The organism is Paraburkholderia sp. IMGN_8 (assembly GCF_038050405.1).
Lineage (GTDB): Bacteria > Pseudomonadota > Gammaproteobacteria > Burkholderiales > Burkholderiaceae > Paraburkholderia.
Genome location: NZ_CP150900.1, coordinates 1,094,866 through 1,114,816 on the forward strand (window position 1 = coordinate 1,094,866; position 19,951 = coordinate 1,114,816).

20 protein-coding genes are annotated in these 19,951 nt (G+C 62.7%); 16 read left to right on the top strand and 4 right to left on the bottom strand.

All coding sequences use genetic code 11. The features are described 5' to 3' along the window. Positions 1 to 6: 6 nt before the first annotated feature. Both moaA and WN982_RS05295 read right to left on the bottom strand, forming a co-directional pair. Positions 7 to 1,116, bottom strand: coding sequence for a GTP 3',8-cyclase MoaA (gene moaA, locus WN982_RS05290; RefSeq protein WP_341314716.1), 1,110 nt, complete (start codon positions 1,114 to 1,116; stop codon positions 7 to 9). 192 nt (positions 1,117 to 1,308) lie between these two features. Beyond that, positions 1,309 to 4,551, bottom strand: coding sequence for an Rne/Rng family ribonuclease (locus tag WN982_RS05295; RefSeq protein WP_341314717.1), 3,243 nt, complete (start codon positions 4,549 to 4,551; stop codon positions 1,309 to 1,311). A 728-nt stretch (positions 4,552 to 5,279) separates the two neighbouring features. On the opposite strand from WN982_RS05295, the gene WN982_RS05300 reads away from it, so the two are divergent. The 4 genes from WN982_RS05300 to WN982_RS05315 are packed head-to-tail and all read left to right on the top strand — an operon-like array spanning position 5,280 to position 8,418. Beyond that, complete coding sequence (locus WN982_RS05300; protein WP_341314718.1) at positions 5,280 to 6,305, top strand: RluA family pseudouridine synthase; 1,026 nt, start codon at positions 5,280 to 5,282, stop codon at positions 6,303 to 6,305. Beyond that, on the top strand, positions 6,298 to 6,957 hold the full coding sequence (locus tag WN982_RS05305; protein WP_341314719.1) for an HAD-IIIA family hydrolase: 660 nt from the start codon (positions 6,298 to 6,300) through the stop codon (positions 6,955 to 6,957). The genes WN982_RS05300 and WN982_RS05305 overlap by 8 nt, the downstream gene beginning before the upstream one ends. Positions 6,958 to 6,977: 20 nt before the next feature. Beyond that, positions 6,978 to 7,382 (top strand): Rieske 2Fe-2S domain-containing protein, encoded by a 405-nt coding sequence (locus WN982_RS05310; protein WP_341314720.1) that lies wholly within the window; start codon positions 6,978 to 6,980, stop codon positions 7,380 to 7,382. Positions 7,383 to 7,413: 31 nt separating this feature from the next. Then, positions 7,414 to 8,418: a S49 family peptidase gene (locus tag WN982_RS05315; RefSeq protein ID WP_341314721.1), complete on the top strand. Its 1,005-nt coding sequence runs from the start codon at positions 7,414 to 7,416 to the stop codon at positions 8,416 to 8,418. Positions 8,419 to 8,487: 69 nt separating this feature from the next. Here the strand turns inward: WN982_RS05315 and WN982_RS05320 are convergent, their stop codons facing one another. Continuing rightward, positions 8,488 to 9,207 (bottom strand): SAM-dependent methyltransferase, encoded by a 720-nt coding sequence (locus tag WN982_RS05320; RefSeq protein ID WP_341314722.1) that lies wholly within the window; start codon positions 9,205 to 9,207, stop codon positions 8,488 to 8,490. Beyond that, positions 9,204 to 9,821, bottom strand: a complete 618-nt coding sequence (locus tag WN982_RS05325) for a Maf-like protein (RefSeq protein ID WP_341314723.1) — start codon at positions 9,819 to 9,821, stop codon at positions 9,204 to 9,206. Before WN982_RS05325 ends, WN982_RS05320 begins: the two co-directional genes overlap by 4 nt. A gap of 213 nt (positions 9,822 to 10,034) precedes the next feature. On the opposite strand from WN982_RS05325, the gene WN982_RS05330 reads away from it, so the two are divergent. The 12 genes from WN982_RS05330 to WN982_RS05385 all read left to right on the top strand — a co-directional run bounded on the left by WN982_RS05330 (position 10,035) and on the right by WN982_RS05385 (position 19,932). After that, complete coding sequence (locus tag WN982_RS05330; RefSeq protein ID WP_341314724.1) at positions 10,035 to 10,679, top strand: DUF177 domain-containing protein; 645 nt, start codon at positions 10,035 to 10,037, stop codon at positions 10,677 to 10,679. Between the two features lie 101 nt (positions 10,680 to 10,780). Beyond that, entirely contained in the window at positions 10,781 to 10,960 is a 180-nt protein-coding gene (gene rpmF / locus WN982_RS05335; protein WP_006051932.1) for a 50S ribosomal protein L32, read from the top strand. Positions 10,961 to 11,132: 172 nt separating this feature from the next. Beyond that, on the top strand, positions 11,133 to 12,239 hold the full coding sequence (gene plsX, locus WN982_RS05340; protein ID WP_341314725.1) for a phosphate acyltransferase PlsX: 1,107 nt from the start codon (positions 11,133 to 11,135) through the stop codon (positions 12,237 to 12,239). Beyond that, positions 12,239 to 13,228 carry a beta-ketoacyl-ACP synthase III gene (locus WN982_RS05345; RefSeq protein WP_341314726.1) on the top strand — a complete coding sequence of 330 codons (990 nt, stop codon included), beginning with the start codon at positions 12,239 to 12,241 and terminating at the stop codon, positions 13,226 to 13,228. The genes plsX and WN982_RS05345 overlap by 1 nt, the downstream gene beginning before the upstream one ends. 120 nt (positions 13,229 to 13,348) lie before the next feature. Continuing rightward, positions 13,349 to 14,284: an ACP S-malonyltransferase gene (fabD, locus tag WN982_RS05350; RefSeq protein WP_341314727.1), complete on the top strand. Its 936-nt coding sequence runs from the start codon at positions 13,349 to 13,351 to the stop codon at positions 14,282 to 14,284. A gap of 97 nt (positions 14,285 to 14,381) precedes the next feature. Next, a complete protein-coding gene (gene fabG, locus WN982_RS05355; protein ID WP_341314728.1) occupies positions 14,382 to 15,131 on the top strand; it encodes a 3-oxoacyl-ACP reductase FabG in 750 nt (249 codons plus the stop codon). Positions 15,132 to 15,282: 151 nt separating this feature from the next. After that, positions 15,283 to 15,522, top strand: a complete 240-nt coding sequence (gene acpP, locus WN982_RS05360; RefSeq protein WP_004197638.1) for an acyl carrier protein — start codon at positions 15,283 to 15,285, stop codon at positions 15,520 to 15,522. Between the two features lie 219 nt (positions 15,523 to 15,741). Next, the gene (gene fabF, locus WN982_RS05365) at positions 15,742 to 16,980 is read left to right on the top strand and encodes a beta-ketoacyl-ACP synthase II (RefSeq protein WP_341314729.1); all 1,239 of its coding nucleotides are present in this window, start codon (positions 15,742 to 15,744) and stop codon (positions 16,978 to 16,980) included. A gap of 117 nt (positions 16,981 to 17,097) precedes the next feature. Continuing rightward, positions 17,098 to 17,481, top strand: a complete 384-nt coding sequence (locus WN982_RS05370; RefSeq protein ID WP_341315722.1) for a hypothetical protein — start codon at positions 17,098 to 17,100, stop codon at positions 17,479 to 17,481. 101 nt (positions 17,482 to 17,582) lie between these two features. Next, entirely contained in the window at positions 17,583 to 18,182 is a 600-nt protein-coding gene (gene rpoE, locus WN982_RS05375; protein ID WP_006051939.1) for an RNA polymerase sigma factor RpoE, read from the top strand. An 84-nt stretch (positions 18,183 to 18,266) separates the two neighbouring features. Further along, on the top strand, positions 18,267 to 18,884 hold the full coding sequence (locus WN982_RS05380) for an RseA family anti-sigma factor (RefSeq protein WP_341314730.1): 618 nt from the start codon (positions 18,267 to 18,269) through the stop codon (positions 18,882 to 18,884). 4 nt (positions 18,885 to 18,888) lie between these two features. After that, complete coding sequence (locus WN982_RS05385; RefSeq protein WP_341314731.1) at positions 18,889 to 19,932, top strand: MucB/RseB C-terminal domain-containing protein; 1,044 nt, start codon at positions 18,889 to 18,891, stop codon at positions 19,930 to 19,932. The last annotated feature ends 19 nt before the right edge of the window (positions 19,933 to 19,951 follow it).

Below are 19,951 nucleotides of genomic sequence, written 5' to 3' on the forward strand. Positions count from 1 at the left end.
GGCCGCTTAGCCGCCGATGTACGACATTTCGACACGGCGGCCATCCTGCGCGTGCGCCTCTGCTGTATTACTGCCGCGCAATTCCGAATAGCGGTCGGTGCGGCCTTGCCAGATTTCGGCGACGGCGGTGGCGATAGCCGCATCGCTCGCGCCGCCGCGCAACAGTGCGCGCAGATCATGGCCCGACGACGCGAACAGGCACAGATACAGCTTGCCCTCAGTCGACAGCCGCGCTCGCGTGCAACTGCCGCAAAACGCGCGCGTGACACTCGAAATCACGCCGATCTCGCCGCCACCGTCCACGTAACCCCAGCGCTGTGCGGTCTCGCCGGCGCTATGCGCTTCGAGCGGCACGAGTGGGAAATACTCGGCGACACGCGTCACGACGTCGGCGGACGGCAGCACTTCAGCCATGTTCCAGCCATTTGACGTGCCGACGTCCATGTATTCGATAAAGCGCAGCACCGCGCCGGAGCCTTTGAAGTGGCGCGCCATCGGCACGATTTCGCTGTCGTTGGTGCCGCGCTTGACGACCATGTTGATCTTGATCGGCGCAAGCCCGACTGTCTGGGCTGCGGCGATGCCGTCCAGCACGTCGCCGACTGCGAAGTCGGCGTCGTTCATGCGGCGAAACAGGTTGTCGTCCAGTGCGTCGAGGCTGACCGTGACACGGGTCAAGCCGGCATCTTTCAGGCTGCGCGCCTTGCGTTCCAGTAGCGAGCCGTTGGTGGTCAGCGTCAGATCGAGCGGGCGACCCTCTGGCGTGGTCAGTTGCGCGAGCCGCTCGATCAGGAATTCCAGATTCTTGCGCAGCAGCGGCTCGCCGCCTGTCAGCCGGATTTTCTCAACGCCATGTGCGACGAAGAGCCGCGTCAGGCGCTCGATTTCCTCGAAGCTCAACAGCGCGCTATGCGGCAAAAAGGCATAGTCCTTGTCGAACACCGCGCGCGGCATACAGTAGACGCAGCGGAAATTGCAGCGATCCGTCACCGAGATGCGCAGGTCACGCAGCGGGCGCGCCAGCGTGTCGTGCAGTACACCGCTGGGCGCTTGCGCAGGGCCGGAGATGACCGGCACCGCACTGAAATCGGCAACAGGGATGATGCGTCGGGACATGAATTGCTTCGATTGGAGCTTGGTTTGGAACCTGGATCTTCATTCTAGCGGAAATGCATTGAGCCGCCGCCGCACCCCGGGCGCTCTTCGGGTATACCGGGGCGGACATAAAGCGTCCAATGCATGGTGTTCCGGCCCCATAAACAAAAAGCCCGCCGGTTAGGGCGGGCCTTTCGCATGGCGACGGGCAGCTTACTGCGAGTGCTTACCTGTTTCCACTTGTTGCATCGGCGCGCTGTCGAGCGGCGGCAACGGTTTGCGCTCGCGCACGACGCGAGCCGGCTTGGTGGTTTGCGCAGCAGCTTCTTGCGCGGCCCGCAGCTTGTTGGCGTCCGTGTTCACCCAAACGAGGCCGGCCTGTTCCAGCACCGGTTGCAGGGACTCCTCGGATACATAGCTCTTGCGCGGCGCTTGCGGCGCTGCGGCAACAGGCGCAGGCTCAACGACTGCCGGCTCTGCTGCCGGTGCAACCGCTGCAACGACCGGCTGCGGCTCTACGATCTCCGCTTGCGGCGCCGGCTGAACTGCCGGTGCTTCGACTGCTTCGACGACAGCAGCCGGGGCCGGTGCAACGACCGGCGCCGGTGCGGCTTGAGCCTCGACGACCGGAGCCGCGACCGGCGCTTCAACGCGGGTTTCGACCGGCGCTGCAACGGGCGCGTCAACATGGGCCGGTTCGACCAGCGAAACGGTCTCGCTGGCGACTTGCGTGGCCTGCGCTGCTTCGACAGGCGCGACAGCCGCCGCCTGCACAACCGGCTCGACTGCAGCCGATGCCACCGGCGCTTCAGCGACCGGCGCAACCGTTTCCGCCTTCGCAGCCGCCTCGACGGCCGGAGCCGGCGTTTCAGTTGCAGCGTGCAGCTCGGTGACGACAGCGGTTTCAGTCGCTACAGCCGCGACCGCCACTTCCGCCGGGGTCACTGCCTTCACTTCATTGACCTCGACCTTGCGCTCGACCAGTTGATGCGGCGTACGTACCGGCGCTTCGTCGGCCACGTTGCCGCCTTCGGCTTCCGCGACGTCCGCAGCCAGATTGCCGTTCACGCCATCTTCTTCACGCTCGCGACGGCCACCGCGACGGCCGCGACGGCGGCGACGGCGCTCTTCACCTTCACGCGCCACCGCTTCCTGATCGACCGGCGCACCGTTTTCGCCCAACGCGGCCTGGTTTTGCGCCAGTTCTTCCGCCGCTTGCGCTTCGTTTTGCGTCAGTGCATCAGCGGTTTCCGGTTGCTGCTTGCGGCGCTCGCCGCGTTCACCACGCTCACGGCGTTCGCCACGTTCCTGACGTTCGCCACGCGCTGCGCTTTCCACGGTTTCGGCACGCTCAATGCCGCGATTGTCACGGCTTTCGCGACCCTCGCGGCCTTCACGCGGCTCGCGGCTCTCGCGCGGTTCGCGGCCTTCACGTGCTTCGCGCGGCTCACGATTACCACGCGGTTCACGGCCTTCGCGTGTCTCACGACCTTCACGCGGTTCGCGTTCTTCGCGACGCTGCGACGGCTGCTGACCTTGAGCCTGACGGCCACCCGTCGCGCCTTCGCCGCGGCCCGCTGCATCGCGGCCGCCTGCGCCGCCACGGCGATTGCGGTTGCGATCGCCGCCGCGTTCGCCGGTGCGCTCACCGCGCTCCGTGCGTTCGCCGCGCTGCGGACGTGCCTGCTTTTCGGTCGTAGCCGGTACGACAGGCGCCGGCGCTGCCGGCTGCATGCCGAACAGATTCTTCAACCAGCCGATGAAGCCGCCGCCAGCCGGCGTGACCGCCACCGGAGCCGGGGTTGTTGCCGGACGAACCGGTGCGCTCGGCGCCGGTTTTTCAGGCGTGATGCCCTTGACCGCCGCTTCCTGCTTCGGCTTCACTTCTTCGGTGCGCTTGCTGTAACCGGTTTCCGATTCCAGTTCGCGGGCCGCTTCTTCGGCCATCTTCCACGATGCACGCGGTTCGTCGAGGCGCGCGTCGTCGTGACGCAGGCGCTCGAGCTTGTAATGCGGCGTGTCGAGGTGCTTGTTCGGGATCAGAACGACGTTGACCTTGAAACGCGATTCGATCTTGTTGATTTCCGCGCGCTTTTCGTTCAACAGGAAGGCGGTCACTTCGACCGGCACCTGGCAGTGGATCGCCGCGGTGTTTTCCTTCATCGCTTCTTCCTGAATGATCCGCAGCACTTGCAGCGCGGACGATTCTGTATCGCGGATGTGGCCCGTGCCGTTGCAGCGCGGGCAGGTCACGTGGCTGCCTTCCGACAGAGCCGGACGCAGACGTTGACGCGACAGTTCCATCAGGCCGAAACGCGAGATCTTGCCCATCTGGACGCGCGCACGGTCGTGCTTCAAAGCGTCTTTCAGGCGCTGTTCGACTTCGCGCTGGCTCTTGGCCGATTCCATGTCGATGAAGTCGATCACGATCAGACCGCCCAGGTCGCGCAGGCGCAACTGGCGGGCCACTTCGTCAGCGGCTTCGAGGTTGGTGCGTGCAGCCGTTTCCTCGATGTCGGCGCCCTTGGTGGCGCGCGCCGAGTTCACGTCGATCGCGACCAGTGCTTCCGTGTGGTCGATCACGATGGCGCCGCCGGATGGCAGCGGAACCGTGCGCGAGTACGCGGTTTCGATCTGGTGCTCGATCTGGAAGCGCGAGAACAGCGGCACGTCGTCGTGGTAGCGCTTCACCTTGCCGACGTTGTCCGGCATCACGATATCCATGAAGGCGCGGGCCTGGTCATGGATTTCAGTGGTGTCGATCAGGATTTCGCCGATGTCCGGCTGGAAATAGTCGCGAATCGCGCGGATCACCAGGCTCGATTCGAGATAAATCAGCATCGGCTGGCCGGCCGAACCGCTTTGCGACGCCGCTTCGATCGCGCGCCACAGTTGCATCAGGTAGTTCAGGTCCCACTGCAGCTCTTCGGCGGAACGGCCGATGCCGGCCGTGCGCGCGATGATGCTCATGCCTTCCGGCAGTTGCAGTTGCGCCATGGTTTCGCGCAATTCCTGACGGTCGTCGCCTTCGATCCGGCGCGACACGCCGCCGCCGCGCGGGTTGTTCGGCATCAAAACGAGATACCGGCCTGCCAGCGAAATGAAAGTGGTGAGGGCCGCGCCCTTGTTGCCGCGCTCTTCCTTTTCGACCTGAACGATCAGTTCCTGACCTTCTTTCAGGGCGTCCTGGATGCGCGCGGAGCGCATGTCGACGCCGTCACGGAAATACTGGCGGGCGACTTCCTTGAACGGCAGAAAACCGTGGCGATCTTCGCCGTAGTTGACGAAACAGGCTTCGAGCGACGGCTCGATGCGGGTAATGATGCCCTTGTAAATATTGCCTTTGCGCTGTTCGCGCCCGGCGGTTTCGATGTCGATATCGATGAGTTTTTGCCCATCGACGATGGCGACGCGCAGTTCTTCCTGCTGCGTCGCATTAAACAACATGCGTTTCATTGAACGGCTCCAGAGCGGCTTTGCCTGCCCCTGGCTGCGCGGTTGTCAGTCGCGAGAGCGTAGAGGGCAGCGGCATGCCGCGCTTTATTGTGTTTTCACAAGCACGCTGGAGCGGGAAAAATGGCGGGAGAATTGCCTGAGAGGGCCCGGTCCGATCAAAAGGACACGGTGCCGCAGGGCACATGCGAACACGGCTTCAAATAACGGCCCGACACGCCGCGGGTTCTGCCGGCAGACCTTCATACGCCTTCATCCACTCGCGCCGGTGCGCCAACTGGGCGCGTGACCGGAGGGTCGAAGGCTGCGGTCGTGCCGCAGCGAGAAGTTCGCGCAGGAGGCGCGTCTTTTCTCGCCGGGGGTGTCTCGCCTCATTTTGACGTCGCCATGTCTTGTACTTTCTACAAGACGCCTCGGGCGCACGCCGTATTTTCGCAACCGGCAGCTTCGGACAACAAGCGTCAGACCGCCCGACACCGAAGCTGAAAGTTAAATTCTTTTTTACCAAAATTCCGTTACCGTCGAAGCCGACCTTGACCGAACGCGCCTGTGGGCGCCGTCCCTGCCGGGCACTGACTTCGTGCGTGCAACTTGTTGCATCTCATTTTCAGGGTGAGCAACCAGACCCCGGCGCAAGTAAAATAACGGTTTATCGCTTGCACCTGCGCAATCCGCCCGAATTCCGGACACTGCGCCGGCCGCCGCAGACTGCTGGGCAAATTATATTCAGAATGAAAGAGTTAGGCAAAATATCCCAGAAATCGGTCGCAAGTGACCAGGTCTCGATCATCGAGATCGACGACAGTGCGGCCGGACAGCGCATTGATAACTTCCTGTTGCGCGTCTGTAAGGGCGTGCCGAAAAGCCATATTTACCGTATCCTGCGCAGCGGGGAAGTGCGGGTAAATAAGGGCCGGGTCGATGCGCAGCATCGTCTCGAACTCGGCGATCTGGTGCGCGTGCCGCCGATCCGCGTCGCTCAACCGAACGAAGCGATCGCTCAGACACCGGTGCCGGCCGCCCATTTCAAGATTATTTTTGAAGATGAGCACCTGCTCGTCATCGACAAACCGGCCGGCGTCGCGGTCCATGGCGGCAGCGGGGTCGCGTTCGGCGTGATCGAGCAGATGCGCGAAGCGCGGCCGCAGGCGAAATTCCTCGAATTGGTGCACCGGCTCGACCGCGAGACCTCCGGCATCCTGATGCTGGCGAAGAAGCGCGCCGCGCTGGTCGGCCTGCATGAGCAGATTCGCGAGAACAAGATGGATAAGCGCTACTATGCGTGCGTCCACGGCGAATGGGCGAGCGACTGGGGCCGCCGCCGGGCGGTCAAGGAACCGCTGCACAAGTATCTGACCGCCGACGGCGAACGGCGTGTGCGCGTGCAGCCGGACGGACTGGCTTCGCATACGGTATTCAATCTGATCGACCGCTGGCCGGAGTACGCGCTGCTCGAAGCGGAACTGAAGACCGGCCGCACGCATCAGATTCGCGTCCATTTGCAGCATCTGGAACTGCCGATCGTCGGCGATGCCAAATACGGCGACTTCGCGCTGAACAAGGCGCTGGCGCGTGCCAACGCGAAGCCGGGCCTCAAGCGCATGTTCCTGCATGCGTACCGGCTCAAGCTGACGCACCCGGCAACCGGTGCGCCGCTGCAGTTCGAGGCGCCGTTGCCGGCCGAATGCCGCAGTTTCATCGCGCAGCTCAACGAATTACGAAATGGGTCACACCCGGAGACGACACCGCATGGCTAGAGAGCAGTTTGATCTGATCGTCTTCGATTGGGACGGGACGCTGATGGATTCGACCGCGCACATTACGCGCAGCATCCAGGCGGCGTGCCGCGACCTCGGCCTGCCGGTGCCCGCCGACGAGGCCGCCAGTTATGTTATCGGACTCGGCCTGCGCGACGCCCTGCAAATCGCCGCGCCGACGCTTGATCCAGCCGACTACCCGCGTCTGGCCGAGCGCTACCGCTTCCACTATTTAGTGAAGGATCAGACCACCGAACTGTTCGCCGGCGTGCGCGAGATGCTGCAGGAATTGCGCGATCAGGGTTATCTGCTGGCGGTGGCAACGGGCAAAAGCCGCGTTGGTCTGAACCGTGCGCTCGACCAGTCGCGTCTGACGAGCCTGTTCGACGGCACCCGCTGTGCGGACGAGACGTTCTCGAAGCCCCATCCGGCCATGCTGCACGAACTCACGCGCGAACTGGGGCAGGATCTCGCGCGCACCGTGATGGTCGGCGATACGACGCACGATCTGCAGATGGCGATCAATGCGGGTGTCGCCGGCATTGGCGTGACATATGGCGCGCATCCGGCGGGCTCGTTGACCGCGCTGGCGCCGAAATTCGTCGCTTCGAGCGTTGGCGCGCTGTCCGGCTGGCTGCGCGAGAACGCATGAGTGGGCGCATGAGTGAGCACATGAACGAGCGCCTGTGCGGCGCGGCCGTGGAACCGGTGCGGATTTGCGCGGCCGGGGAACTGATCGACGGCGGCGCCGGCGTGCGGCACGCGGCTACCCTCGGCGGCTCGGAAGTGGTGGTGTTTTTTGTTCGCTATGATGGCCGTGCGTACGGCTATCTGAACCGCTGTGCCCACGTGCCGATGGAACTGGACTGGGCCGAGGGGCGGTTCTTCGAGTCCTCCGGTTTATACTTGATGTGCGCCACGCACGGCGCGATTTACGCGCCGGATACGGGTAAATGTGTCGGTGGTCCATGCCGTGGCGGCAGGCTGCGCCCCGTTCAGGTGGACGAGCGGGATACGCCCGAAGGCCGCGCCGTATTCTGGCTGCCGGACGGCGAACTGCGCCCGGTTGGTCTCTGACCTTTCTTCTTCGATTTTTCCACTTCAACGCATGTCCGACAACTTGACTCCCGAACCGAAAGAACCGTCCCTGACAGGCCGCTCCCGCACGCCTGCCGATGAGCCGGGCTGGGAGCGCGCAGCGCTCGAGCGCATCGCGCTCGCGGCCATTAACGAACAGCGCGCGGCGCGGCGGTGGAAAATCTTCTTCCGCTTTCTGTTCCTGATCGTATTTCTGCTGGCGTTGTGGGCCGCATTCGATTTCTCCGGCGACAAGGTCGCGGCCACCGGCCGCCATACGGCAGTGATTACGCTTAACGGCGAGATCGCCGCCGATACGAACGCGAACGCTGAAGATATCAACACGGCGCTGCAAAGCGCGTTCGACGACTCCGGTACCGCCGGTGTGATCCTGCGTTGCAATAGCCCCGGTGGCAGCCCGGTGCAGGCGGGCATTATCTATAACGAGATTCACCGTTTTCGGGCCAAGTACCCGTCGATTCCGTTGTACGTCGTGGTCGGCGATATGTGCGCATCAGGCGGCTATTACGCGGCCGCGGCCGCCGACAAGATCTACGTGGACAAGGCGAGCATCGTCGGTTCGATTGGCGTGCTGATGGACAGTTTTGGTTTTACCGGCCTGATGGACAAACTGGGCGTACAGCGCCGCTTGCACACGTCGGGTGAGAACAAGGGCTTTTTCGATCCTTTCTCGCCGGAAACGCCGAAGATGGACGAACATGCGCAAGACATGCTCGACCAGATCCACGCGCAGTTCATCGAGGCGGTTCGTCAAGGCCGTGGCAAACGGCTGCACGAAACGCCGGATATGTTCTCCGGCCTGTTCTGGACTGGCCAGAAGAGTGTGGAACTCGGTCTGGCCGACGGTTTCGGCGATGCGGATTACGTCGCGCGCGACATCATCAAGGCGCCGGATATCGTCGATTACACGGTGAAGGAGAGCATTACGGAGCGTGTTGCGCGCAAGTTCGGCGCGGCGGTCGGCAGTGGCGCCGTGCGCGCGATGGCGCTTGGCGGGAAGTTTAATTTGCGTTGATTGGTTGCAAAAAGCCCCGCGTGGTCGTTGCTCGACCGCGCGGGGCTTTTTCGTTCCGCGAGGCGGGGATCAGACGGCGAGTATCAGGAAAATCGCTGGCCGTTTGTGCAGATCGATAGCCGGTTTCTTCTTCCAGTCGGCCACAGTGCGGCTCGCGATGGTCTCCGTTTCCAGTGTCAGATCCACTGCGACGCACACTAGCGTCGATGGCGCGCAGGTCGCCAGCAACGTGTCGAGCAACGCGCGATTCCGATAAGGCGTCTCGATAAAAATCTGCGTCTGCCTGGCCTTGCGCGATTGCTGTTCCAGATCCCGTAGGCGCTTGGCCCGTTCGGTGGCGTCCACCGGCAGATAGCCGTGGAAAGCAAAGCTCTGGCCATTCAGGCCGGAAGCCATCAACGCCAGCAATATTGAACTCGGTCCGACAAACGGCACGACCTTGACGCCGCGCTCATGTGCGCGGCGCACCAGCAGGGCGCCCGGATCGGCGACCGCGGGGCAACCGGCTTCGGATACCAGGCCGGCGTCGGTGCCGGCCAGCAACGGCGCGAGCAGTTTATCGATCTCGCCCGCCGGTGTGTTGACGTTAAGTTCGCGAATCTCGATTTCCTGGATCGGCCGTTCGGTGCCGACTTTTTTCAGAAATGCACGCGTGGTTTTCGCGTTTTCGCCGATGTAATAGTGCAGCGAGGCCGCACGGGCGCGTACTGGCGCGGGCAGGACGGCGTCGAGCGCGTCGGCATCGCCTTCACCTAGCGTATTGGGGATCAGATACAGTGTGCCGCTCATTGCGCCCCCAATAGTGGATACCCAGCCGCCAACAGCATGCGCGACAGGGCGATCAACGGCAGCCCGACCAGCGCGGTCGGATCGTCCGAGTGGATGGCCTCGAGCAACGCGATGCCGAGGCCTTCGGATTTGGCGCTGCCCGCGACGTCGTAGGGCGTTTCGGCGCGCAGATAGGCTTCCAGTGCTGCGTCCGGCAGATTGCGGAACAGCACGCGCGTAATCACGTCGACGGATTGCGCCGTGCCCGAGCGGCTGTCGAACAGGCACAATGCACTATGAAACAGCACTTCGCGGCCGCGCATCGCCTGCAACTGGGCGAGCGCCTTGTCATGCGAGCCGGGCTTGCCGATCTGCAGGCCGTCATAAGTGGCGACCTGATCGGAACCGATCACGAGCACGGGTTCACCGGCGCCGAGGCCTGCGGCCACCGCGCGGGCTTTCGCTTCGGCGAGCCGCAGCGCGGTCACTTCCGGCGTTTCGCCGATAAGGCGCGTCTCGTCGATCGCGGGCACGACGACATCGAACGGCGTGCGCAGGCGCTCGAGCAACTCGCGGCGATAAGGCGAACTCGACGCCAGAATCAGGCGTGGCGGGCGATTGGGGGAGTCTGGCATGGTCGACCAACGGCTAGAGAGGCGGGGCGTACGGGCTTGCGCGGGCAGCGCGCGCGTACGGGCTTAAGTGTTTGACTCGAAAAGACAAAACGGATATGATTTCGGGCTTTTCATCGGTATGCTATTGCGCAAGCGGATCCCTTAAAGGATTTCGCGGGCTGCAGTACAGATCGATTTATCCCCGGCGAAATCCTTGCCGACGCAGGAGCGCACATGACTCAACATCCTGGCAACCCTGCTGGTCTGACCGACCCGCATGAGCTCGATCTATTCGAATTTGCGCGGAGTGGGCGTCAGGCCGCGGGTGTCGTGCGCGTCTCGCAACTGCCGCGCATGTTAAACGAAGTCCCGGCAGAAGCGCCAGACCGCGATACCGCGTTCACCTGGCAAGCCGAAGGGGCGACGCAGCCGGAATTGCAGGACGACGGCACCGAGGGTCCGCAGCCTTATCTGAGGCTCGCGATTCACGGCGCTGCATGGCTCGAATGTCAGCGGTGCATGGCGCCGTATTCGCAGGCGTTCAACGTCGACGCAACTTACCGGATCGTCAACACTGAGGCGGAAGCCGAAGAGTTTCCGCTCGACGAGGATGAAGTCGAAGTGATCGTGGGCTCGCGCCAGTTCGATCTCGTCGGCTTGATCGAAGAAGAGTTGCTGCTTTCCTTGCCGCTCGTGCCCAAGCACGAGGTTTGTCCCGAAGTGCACGAGAGTCTCGTCTCTGGCGTGGCAGGTACAGAGGGCGAGGGCGACGAGGGCGCACCGGATGAAGCTGGTGAGGGCGGCGAGCCCGAGCGGCCCAATCCGTTTGCGGCGCTCGAAAGTCTCAAGCGCGGTGAGCCGGACGACAAGAAGCGCTGAACAGTTGCATGGGAGCGCGATGCGGGCGCATTGGCCATCCGGTCAGTGGCGATTGCGGTATCGGGCTGTGTTAGAATTCGGAAAATTTTTAGGAGTTAGTCATGGCAGTTCAACAAAATAAGAAGTCGCCGTCGAAGCGCGGCATGCACCGTTCGCACGATTTCCTGACGGCGGCGCCGCTGGCCGTGGAACCGAGCACGGGCGAAGTGCATCTGCGTCACCACGTTAGCCCGAACGGCTACTATCGCGGCAAGAAAGTCGTCAAGACGAAGAACGACTAATCGTTTCACTGCGTTGCGCCCCTTGGCGTTTCGCGTGACGATCGGCTCGCTTGACATTTTCCCGGCTCGGCAAAAAGGCGGCATTCAATTGCCGCTTTTTTGTGTCGATCGCAGTTGGCGCTATAGCGCTTACAGCGATCCCATGCAGGGCGCCTGAAATTCGTCGCACTCCATGACAGTAAAGCTCACGATAGATTGCATGGGAGGCGACCACGGCCCGTCCGTGACCGTTCCCGCTGCCGTCAACTTCGTTCGTTCGCATCCCGATGCTGAGCTGCTGCTCGTCGGCATTGAAAGTGCGATTCGTGCGCAGCTGAAGAAGTTGAAGGCTCAGACTTTGCCGGCGCTGACCGTCGTACCCGCTTCCGAGATCGTCGCCATGGACGATCCGGTCGAAGTCGCGCTACGCAAGAAAAAAGATTCGTCCATGCGCGTGGCGCTGAACCGTGTCAAGGAAGGCGAGGCGCAAGCCTGCATTTCCGCCGGCAACACCGGCGCGCTGATGGCGGTCTCGCGGTACGTGCTGAAAACGCTGTCGGGCATCGAACGCCCGGCCATCGCGTCCGCACTGCCCAATCCCAATGGCTATACGATGATGCTCGACCTGGGCGCCAACGTCGATTGCGAACCGCAGCATCTGCTGCAGTTCGCGGAGATGGGGCACGCGCTCGTGTCCGCGCTCGAAGGCCGCGAGCGGCCTACCATCGGCCTGCTCAACATCGGCGAAGAAGTCATCAAGGGTAACGACACCATCAAACGTGCCGGCGAACTGCTGCGCGCGAGTACACTTAACTTTCACGGCAACGTTGAAGGCAACGACATTTTCAAGGGCACGGTCGACGTGATCGTCTGCGACGGTTTTGTCGGTAATGTTGCGCTGAAGACGTCAGAAGGCCTCGCGCAGATGCTCTCCAACATCATAAGGGACGAGTTCGGCCGTTCGTGGCTCACCAAGGTGATGGCGGTGCTCGCCTTGCCGGTATTGATGCGCTTCAAGAAACGCGTCGATCATCGGCAATATAACGGCGCGGCGCTGCTCGGCCTGCGCGGACTGGTGATCAAAAGCCACGGTTCGGCGGATGCCTACGCGTTTGAGTGGGCTATCAAACGCGGGTATGATGCCGTCAAAAACGGCGTGCTGGAGCGCCTTGCGCGAGCGATGGAAGAGAACGCGGGTTCTCTCGAACAGGCAGCGCGCGACGCAAGCGGCGCGGGTCACGCAAGCCCGCTCGCAGGCCAGCCGGCCGAGCCCTACGCTGCGCAATCCTCGAAGGCATAATGGCTCAATCGACAATTTATTCCCGCGTGCTGGGCACCGGCAGCTATCTGCCGCCCGGGCGCGTCACCAATCAGGATCTGGCTGATCGTCTCGCCAGGCAGGGCGTCGAGACGAGCGACGAATGGATCGTCGCCCGCACGGGCATCCATGCGCGCCACTTCGCCGAACCTGATGTCACTACCAGCGATCTGGCGTTGATCGCTTCGCAACGCGCGATCGAAGCGGCCGATATCGATCCGCAATCCATCGATCTGATCATCGTTGCAACCTCCACGCCGGACTTCGTGTTTCCGAGTACCGCGTGCCTGTTGCAGAACAAGCTCGGCATCAAGAACAACGGCGCGGCGTTCGACGTGCAGGCCGTCTGTTCCGGCTTTGCTTACGCGGTGGCGATGGCGGACAGCCTGATTCGCGGCGGCCAGCATCGCACAGCGCTCGTGATCGGCGCAGAAACCTTCTCACGCATTCTCGATTTCAATGACCGCACCACCTGCGTGCTGTTCGGCGACGGCGCGGGCGCGGTGATCCTGTCGGCGTCCGAAGAACCGGGCGTGCTGGCAAGCGCATTGCACGCCGACGGCAGCCATTCGAACATTTTGTGCACGCCGGGCAATGTGAACGGCGGCGTGGTCGCCGGCAGCGCATTCCTGCATATGGACGGGCAAGCCGTGTTCAAGCTCGCCGTCAACGTGCTCGAAAAGGTCGCGGTCGAAGCACTCGCGAAGGCCGATCTGTCGGCCGGGCAGATCGACTGGCTGATCCCGCACCAGGCCAATATCCGCATCATGCAGAGCACCTGCCGCAAGCTCGGTTTGCCGCAGGAGCGCATGGTCGTCACAGTGGGTGAGCACGGCAATACGTCGGCTGCGTCCATTCCGCTCGCATTTGACGTCGCGGTGCGCGACGGCCGCATCAAGCGCGGCCAGAACGTGCTGATCGAAGGCGTCGGCGGCGGCTTCACGTGGGGCGCCTCGGTTATCCGCTACTGATAGCGCATAGCCGCCAGGAGCGGCGACGGTACAACGGGCGCTGCTTGCGGCGCTCGAGCGCGCTGGAGAGTGGTCGAAAGCGCGCCACCCACATCTGACTACATCGAATTTGGGGACGATATGAAATTTGCGTTCGTTTTTCCTGGGCAAGGCTCGCAGTCGGTCGGCATGCTCAATGCATTGGCCGATCATGCTGTCGTGCGTGAGACGGTTCAGGAAGCGTCCGACGCGCTCAATCAGGACCTCGCCAAGTTGATCGCCGAAGGCCCTGTCGAAGATCTGAACCTCACCACCAACACCCAGCCGGTCATGCTGACCGCCGCGTACGCGATCTATCGCGCGTGGCAGGCAACGGGCGGCCCGAAGCCGGCGGTCGTCGCCGGTCATAGCCTCGGCGAATACACCGCGCTGGTCGCGGCCGGCGCGCTCGCGTTTCGCGATGCCGTGCCACTTGTGCGTTTTCGCGCGCAGGCGATGCAAACGGCGGTGCCGGTAGGCGTTGGCGGCATGGCCGCGATTCTCGGCCTGGACGACGACACCGTGCGCGCGGTTTGCGCGGAAGCGTCGGTTGCGGGTGTCGTCGAAGCGGTGAATTTCAATGCGCCGGCGCAAGTCGTGATCGCCGGCCACAAGGCCGCGGTCGAAAAGGCTTGCGAAGTCGCAAAGGCGAAGGGCGCGAAGCGCGCGTTGCCGCTGCCGGTGTCGGCGCCGTTCCACTCGTCGCTGCTCAAGCCCGCGTCAGATCAATTGCGCGAATACCTGGCTAGCGTCGACGTGCAGGTGCCTTCCATTCCGGTGATCAACAACGTCGATGTTGCCGTGGTCAACGAACCCGCGCGGATCAAGGATGCGCTGGTGCGTCAGGCGGCCGGCGCGGTGCGCTGGGTCGAAAGCGTACAGGCGATGGCGGGGCAGGGCGTCACGCACGTGATCGAATGCGGGCCGGGCAAGGTCCTCGCGGGTTTGACCAAGCGTATCGACGGCAATCTGATCGGTGCCTCGGTGTTCGATCCGGCTTCGCTCGAAGAAGTGCTCAAGCTCGTGACGACGGCGTGAGGGCCGCGTGATAGGCATCAAGGCGCGGCATCAGGACGCGGCACCAAGTGTCGTTTCAAGAATCAATCAACCCTCCGAAGGGCATCCGGACTGACAGATGGAAAAGACTCTCGATAAGCAGATCGCAATCGTGACGGGCGCCTCGCGCGGCATCGGCCGTGCGATCGCGCTGGAACTGGCGCGCCAGGGCGCGACAGTGATCGGCACGGCGACCAGCGAAAGCGGTGCAACCGCGATCACTGAAGCGTTTGGCGCGGCAGGCGTGACCGGCCGCGGCGCGGTGCTCAACGTCAACGACGCTGCCGCAGCGGAAGCGCTGATCGACGGCACGGTGAAGGAATTCGGCGCGCTGCACGTGCTCGTGAACAACGCCGGCATCACGCAAGACCAACTGGCCATGCGCATGAAGGACGACGACTGGGACGCGGTGATCGACACCAACCTCAAGTCGGTGTTTCGTCTGTCGCGCGCCGTGCTTCGTCCGATGATGAAGGCGAAGGGCGGCCGCATCATCAATATCACGTCGGTGGTCGGCTCGGCCGGCAACCCGGGGCAGGTCAACTACGCCGCCGCGAAAGCGGGCGTGGCGGGTATGACGCGGGCGCTCGCGCGTGAGATCGGCAGCCGCGGCATCACCGTCAATTGCGTCGCGCCGGGCTTCATCGATACCGACATGACCAAGACCCTGCCGGAAGAGCAGCAGACGGCGCTGAAGACGCAGATTCCGCTCGGCCGCCTCGGCAGCCCGGAAGATATCGCGCACGCCGTCGCGTTCCTCGCGTCGCCGCACGCGGGTTATATCACCGGCACGACACTGCATGTGAACGGCGGAATGTACATGTCGTAACCAAATTCGGTTACTATCCGCGCCTTGATGCGTTTGCAAAAGCGTAAGACGCATGCCTTGACAGCAACCCGATGCGCCGCTTTTTTGCCGGGTCAAACCTGATAAAATGCGCGCACCTGTATTTTTGAACTTCTTTTCCCTTGGAGGGGTAATGGACAATATCGAACAGCGCGTCAAGAAGATCGTCGCAGAACAACTGGGCGTTGCCGAAGCGGAAATCAAGAACGAAGCTTCGTTCGTGAACGACCTCGGCGCTGACTCGCTCGACACCGTCGAACTCGTGATGGCCCTCGAAGACGAATTCGGCATGGAAATTCCGGATGAAGAAGCCGAGAAGATCACGACCGTTCAGCAAGCGATCGACTACGCTCGCGCGAACGTCAAGGCCTAACGTCATTCGCGCCTGCGTTTCTGCGTTGGCGGCGTATGACGCCCTGCCGTGTCGATTGCCGACGCCAGCGGGGCTGGCGCTTTTTGCCGTGCAGGAGCCAGCGATGTTGACAGCGCAGTTGTCCGCGCGATTGCCGACTTAACAGCCACAGGGCACACAGGGCAAGTTCCTGTGGCCGCTGTGGCTTTTGCTTTTGTCATCTATGAAAAAGGGGTTACCGTGAGCCGCCGTCGTGTTGTTGTTACAGGCCTGGGGCTGATTTCGCCTGTTGGCAATAATGTTGCCGACGGCTGGGCCAATCTGGTCGCGGGCAAGTCGGGTATTGCCAATATCACGAAGTTCGATGCATCGAACTTCTCGACTCGCTTCGCCGGCGAGGTGAAGGGCTTCAATATCGAGGACTACATCCCCGGTAAAGAAGCGCGCCACATGGATACGTTCATCCATTACGGCGTCGCGGCCGGCATCCAGGCGATGCAGGACAGTGGCCTCGAAGTCACCGATGAGAATTCGGAGCGCATCGGCGTGGTGGTCGGTTCCGGCATCGGCGGCTTGCCGATGATCGAAGCGACGCAAACCGAGCTTCTCAATCGCGGCCCGCGCCGTATTTCGCCGTTCTTCGTGCCTGCATCGATCATCAACATGATCGCCGGCCATCTGTCGATCAAGTTCGGCATCAAGGGTCCGAATCTCGCCATCGTTACCGCGTGTACGACGGGTTTGCATTGTATCGGCGAGGCTTCGCGCCTGATCGAATACGGCGACGCCGACGTGATGATCGCTGGCGGCGCCGAATCGACCGTGTCGCCGCTCGGTGTCGGCGGTTTTGCGGCGGCGCGTGCGCTGTCGCAACGCAATGACGATCCGGCCACGGCGAGCCGTCCGTGGGACAAGGATCGCGATGGTTTCGTGCTGGGCGAGGGCGCCGGTGTCATGGTGCTCGAAGAGTACGAACACGCGAAGGCGCGCGGCGCGAAGATTTACGCCGAAGTCGCGGGCTATGGGATGAGCGGGGACGCCTATCACATGACCGCTCCGCTGGAAGATGGCGACGGCGCGCGCCGCTGCATGCTGGCCGCCATGAAGAACGCGGGCATCAATTCAGATCAGGTGAACTACCTGAACGCGCATGGCACGTCCACGCCGCTCGGCGACCTGGCCGAAACCACCGGCATCAAGCGCGCTTTTGGCGACCACGCCAAAGACATGGTCGTGAATTCGACCAAGTCGATGACGGGTCACCTGCTGGGCGGCGCCGGCGGTCTGGAGTCCGTGTTTACGGTGCTGGCCGTGCATCATCAGGTGTCGCCGCCGACGATCAACATCTTCAATCAGGATCCGGCCTGCGATCTCGATTACTGCGCGAACACGGCGCGGGAGATGAAGATCGACGTCGCGCTGAAGAACTCGTTCGGGTTCGGTGGCACGAACGGCACGCTGGTTTTCAAGCGCGCCTGAGCGCTTGACCGCTTGGTGACGCGCCAGTCGACGACGCCGGCTCAGCCGGCGGCTTCCCTCGAACCGGCAACGCCCGACGGAGCGTCGCAACGGATTACGTTGCGGCGCTCCGTCGCCATGCGCGCCGCGTTGGGGCTTTTCGTCCTGATCGCCACATTGGCTGTCTATACCTGCTTTGCGTCGCATCTGGGCGCCTGGCAGGCTCTTCCGTTGACGTTCGCCGTATTGGCGTTGCTGACGCTGTGCGCGGCGAAGCACGAGCGTGCGCAGCCTGTCGCGCTCAAACTCGGGCCGGACGGGTTGTCGGCGTGGGGGCGTGCAGGGAATCTGCTGGCACAGGGCCGCATTGCCGGCTGTTCGCAATGGAGCGACCGCTTGCTTGTTCTGGCCCTCGCGCCGGATCATGGGTGCTCCCGCACGCTATTGGTCGCCGCCGACGCATTCCCTGAGCCGGTCTTCCGGGAACTGGCCGTGCTGGGCCGGCGCGGCGCAGGCGCGTGACTGTAACGACTGTAACCGCGGTTACCGTAGTAACGTGCCGCAATGGTGGGGACGCTACAATGGTGCCCCGCCATGCGCCCTATAGTTAACGGATTTATCAGGTGAGCGAAAAAGAAATTGATCAGGTGCTGGTCGAGCGCGTCCAGAAGGGCGACAAGGCCGCGTTCGAGCTTCTGGTCTCCAAATACCACCGCAAGATTCTCCGGCTGATCTCGCGCCTCGTGCGCGACCCCGCCGAAGTGGAAGACGTCGCCCAGGACGCCTTTATCAAGGCGTACCGGGCATTGCCGCAATTTCGCGGGGAATCGGCGTTTTATACGTGGTTGTACCGGATTGCGGTCAATACGGCAAAGAACTACCTTGCGACCCAAGGGCGGCGCGCACCGACTTCGACCGAAGCAGATGCTGAAGAAGCTGAAACTTTCTCGGACGCTGACCAACTAAGGGATATCAACACGCCTGAGTCGATGTTGATGAGCAAGCAGATCGCTGAGACGGTCAATGCTGCGATGGCGGTTTTACCGGAAGAGTTGCGCACCGCCATTACTCTTCGTGAAATAGAAGGTTTGAGCTACGAGGAAATCGCTGAGATGATGGGTTGCCCAATTGGCACAGTCAGATCACGAATTTTCCGCGCTCGCGAAGCCATTGCGGCAAAATTGCGTCCGTTGCTTGACACACCTGAAGGCAAGCGCTGGTAATCGACCAGCCGGCAGGACGGGAGCACGGGTGCAATATCTGGATTAGCGGTGTCACTACGGGGTGTTTGTAAGATGGGGAGCATCATGGGGTCGGTCTCGATGCAATCGCAAGCCAGCTCGCGCAGCGAGCGTCTGTCCGCTTTTGTCGACGGTGAGCTGTTCGGCGAAGAGCATCCGAACAAGTTTCTTTCCGAGCTGGACGGCGAAGATCGTGCCGCCTGGTCGAGCTATCACCTGATCGGCGACGCGCTGCGTTCCGACGATCTGGCGGTCAGCCCGGCGGCGAGCAGCGCGTTCCTGAGCGGTTTCGCCGCGCGCTTCGAAAATGAGCCGCACGTGCTCGCGCCTGCCGCGATGCCGGTCGCGCGCCGTCTGCTGGCGTTGCGCCGCCGTGTCGTGCCGGCATTTGCCGTCGCGGCCGCCGCTGCCACGCTCACCTGGATCGTCGTGCCGCAACTGCAAGGCGTGCCGGGCATGACGCAGGTCGCATCGGTCCAGTCGCACGGCGATTCGCTGCAGCGCGTGGCAATGGCTTCGGTGCCCGCCGCTACCGTTGTGCCGGTTGCACAAGACGCCAATATCATTCGTGACGCGAGTCTCGATCAGTATCTGGAGGCCCATCAGCAATTCGCGCAACAACCGGTCATGCCGGGTTCGATGCCGCTGATTCGCGCTGCCGCCGTCTCTACGCAAGGCCAATAGTTTGATGCAGACTCCGCGGTTGAATAAAACGACTATCTGGGGGCGGCTGCCGGCTTTTCTGTTCTGCGCAGCTGTGTTGTTGTCCGCTACGCCGCGGGTCTTTGCACAAACCGACGATCCGCTCGTCGCCCGTCGCACGGCCGCGGATCTGCTCGACCGGATCCATCAGGCCGCGCAGCAGCAGAATTACGAGGGCGCCTTCGTCTATCAGCGCGGCAATTACGTTCAGACGTCGCGGATCGTGCACTACGCGACCCGCACGGACGGCGAATACGAGCAACTCGAAAGCCTCGACGGCAAGCCGCGCAAAATGCTGCGTCACAACGAAGAGCTCTACACATTCGTGCCGGAGCGGCATCTGTGCGTGGTCGAGAAGCGCCAGAACAAAGACTCGTTCCCGGCGTTGCTGGCGGTCAGTGGCGAGCAGGTGCTGGCGGTGTACGAGCCGAAGCTGCTCGGCGACGACCGCGTCGCGGGCGTCGACAGCCAGGTGATCGAACTCGATCCGAAAGACGCCTATCGCTTCGCGTACAAACTGTGGGCCGACAAGAAGACCGGCTTGCTGCTGCGTGCGCAGACGCTCGACCCGAATGGCCAGGTGCTCGAGCAATTGTCGTTTTCTCAGGTTCGCGTCGGTGTGCCGGTCGACAAGTCCGCCATCGTCAACGGTATTCGTAATACGGCGGGTTGGACCGTCGTGCGTCCGCCGGTCGAGCCTGTCGATATGCAAGCGCAAGGTTGGCAGATCACGCCGACGGTGCCCGGCTTCCGCAAGATCCGCGAACTACGCCGCCCAATGGCTGCGCGCGAGGCCGGTCAGCCTACCATTCCGGTCGACCAGGCGGTGTTCTCGGACGGTCTCGCGGCCATTTCGGTATTCGTCGAGCCGGTCGAAAATAACACCCGCAAGGAAGGCGCAGGCAGTAGCGGCGCGACGCACGTGCTGGTCAAGCGGCGCGGCGACTTCTGGATTACTCTGCTTGGTGAAGTGCCCCAGACCACATTGCAGCAATTTGCGTCTGCCATAGAATACAAAGCTCCGAAGTAATCTTCCGAATCCCTCGAAT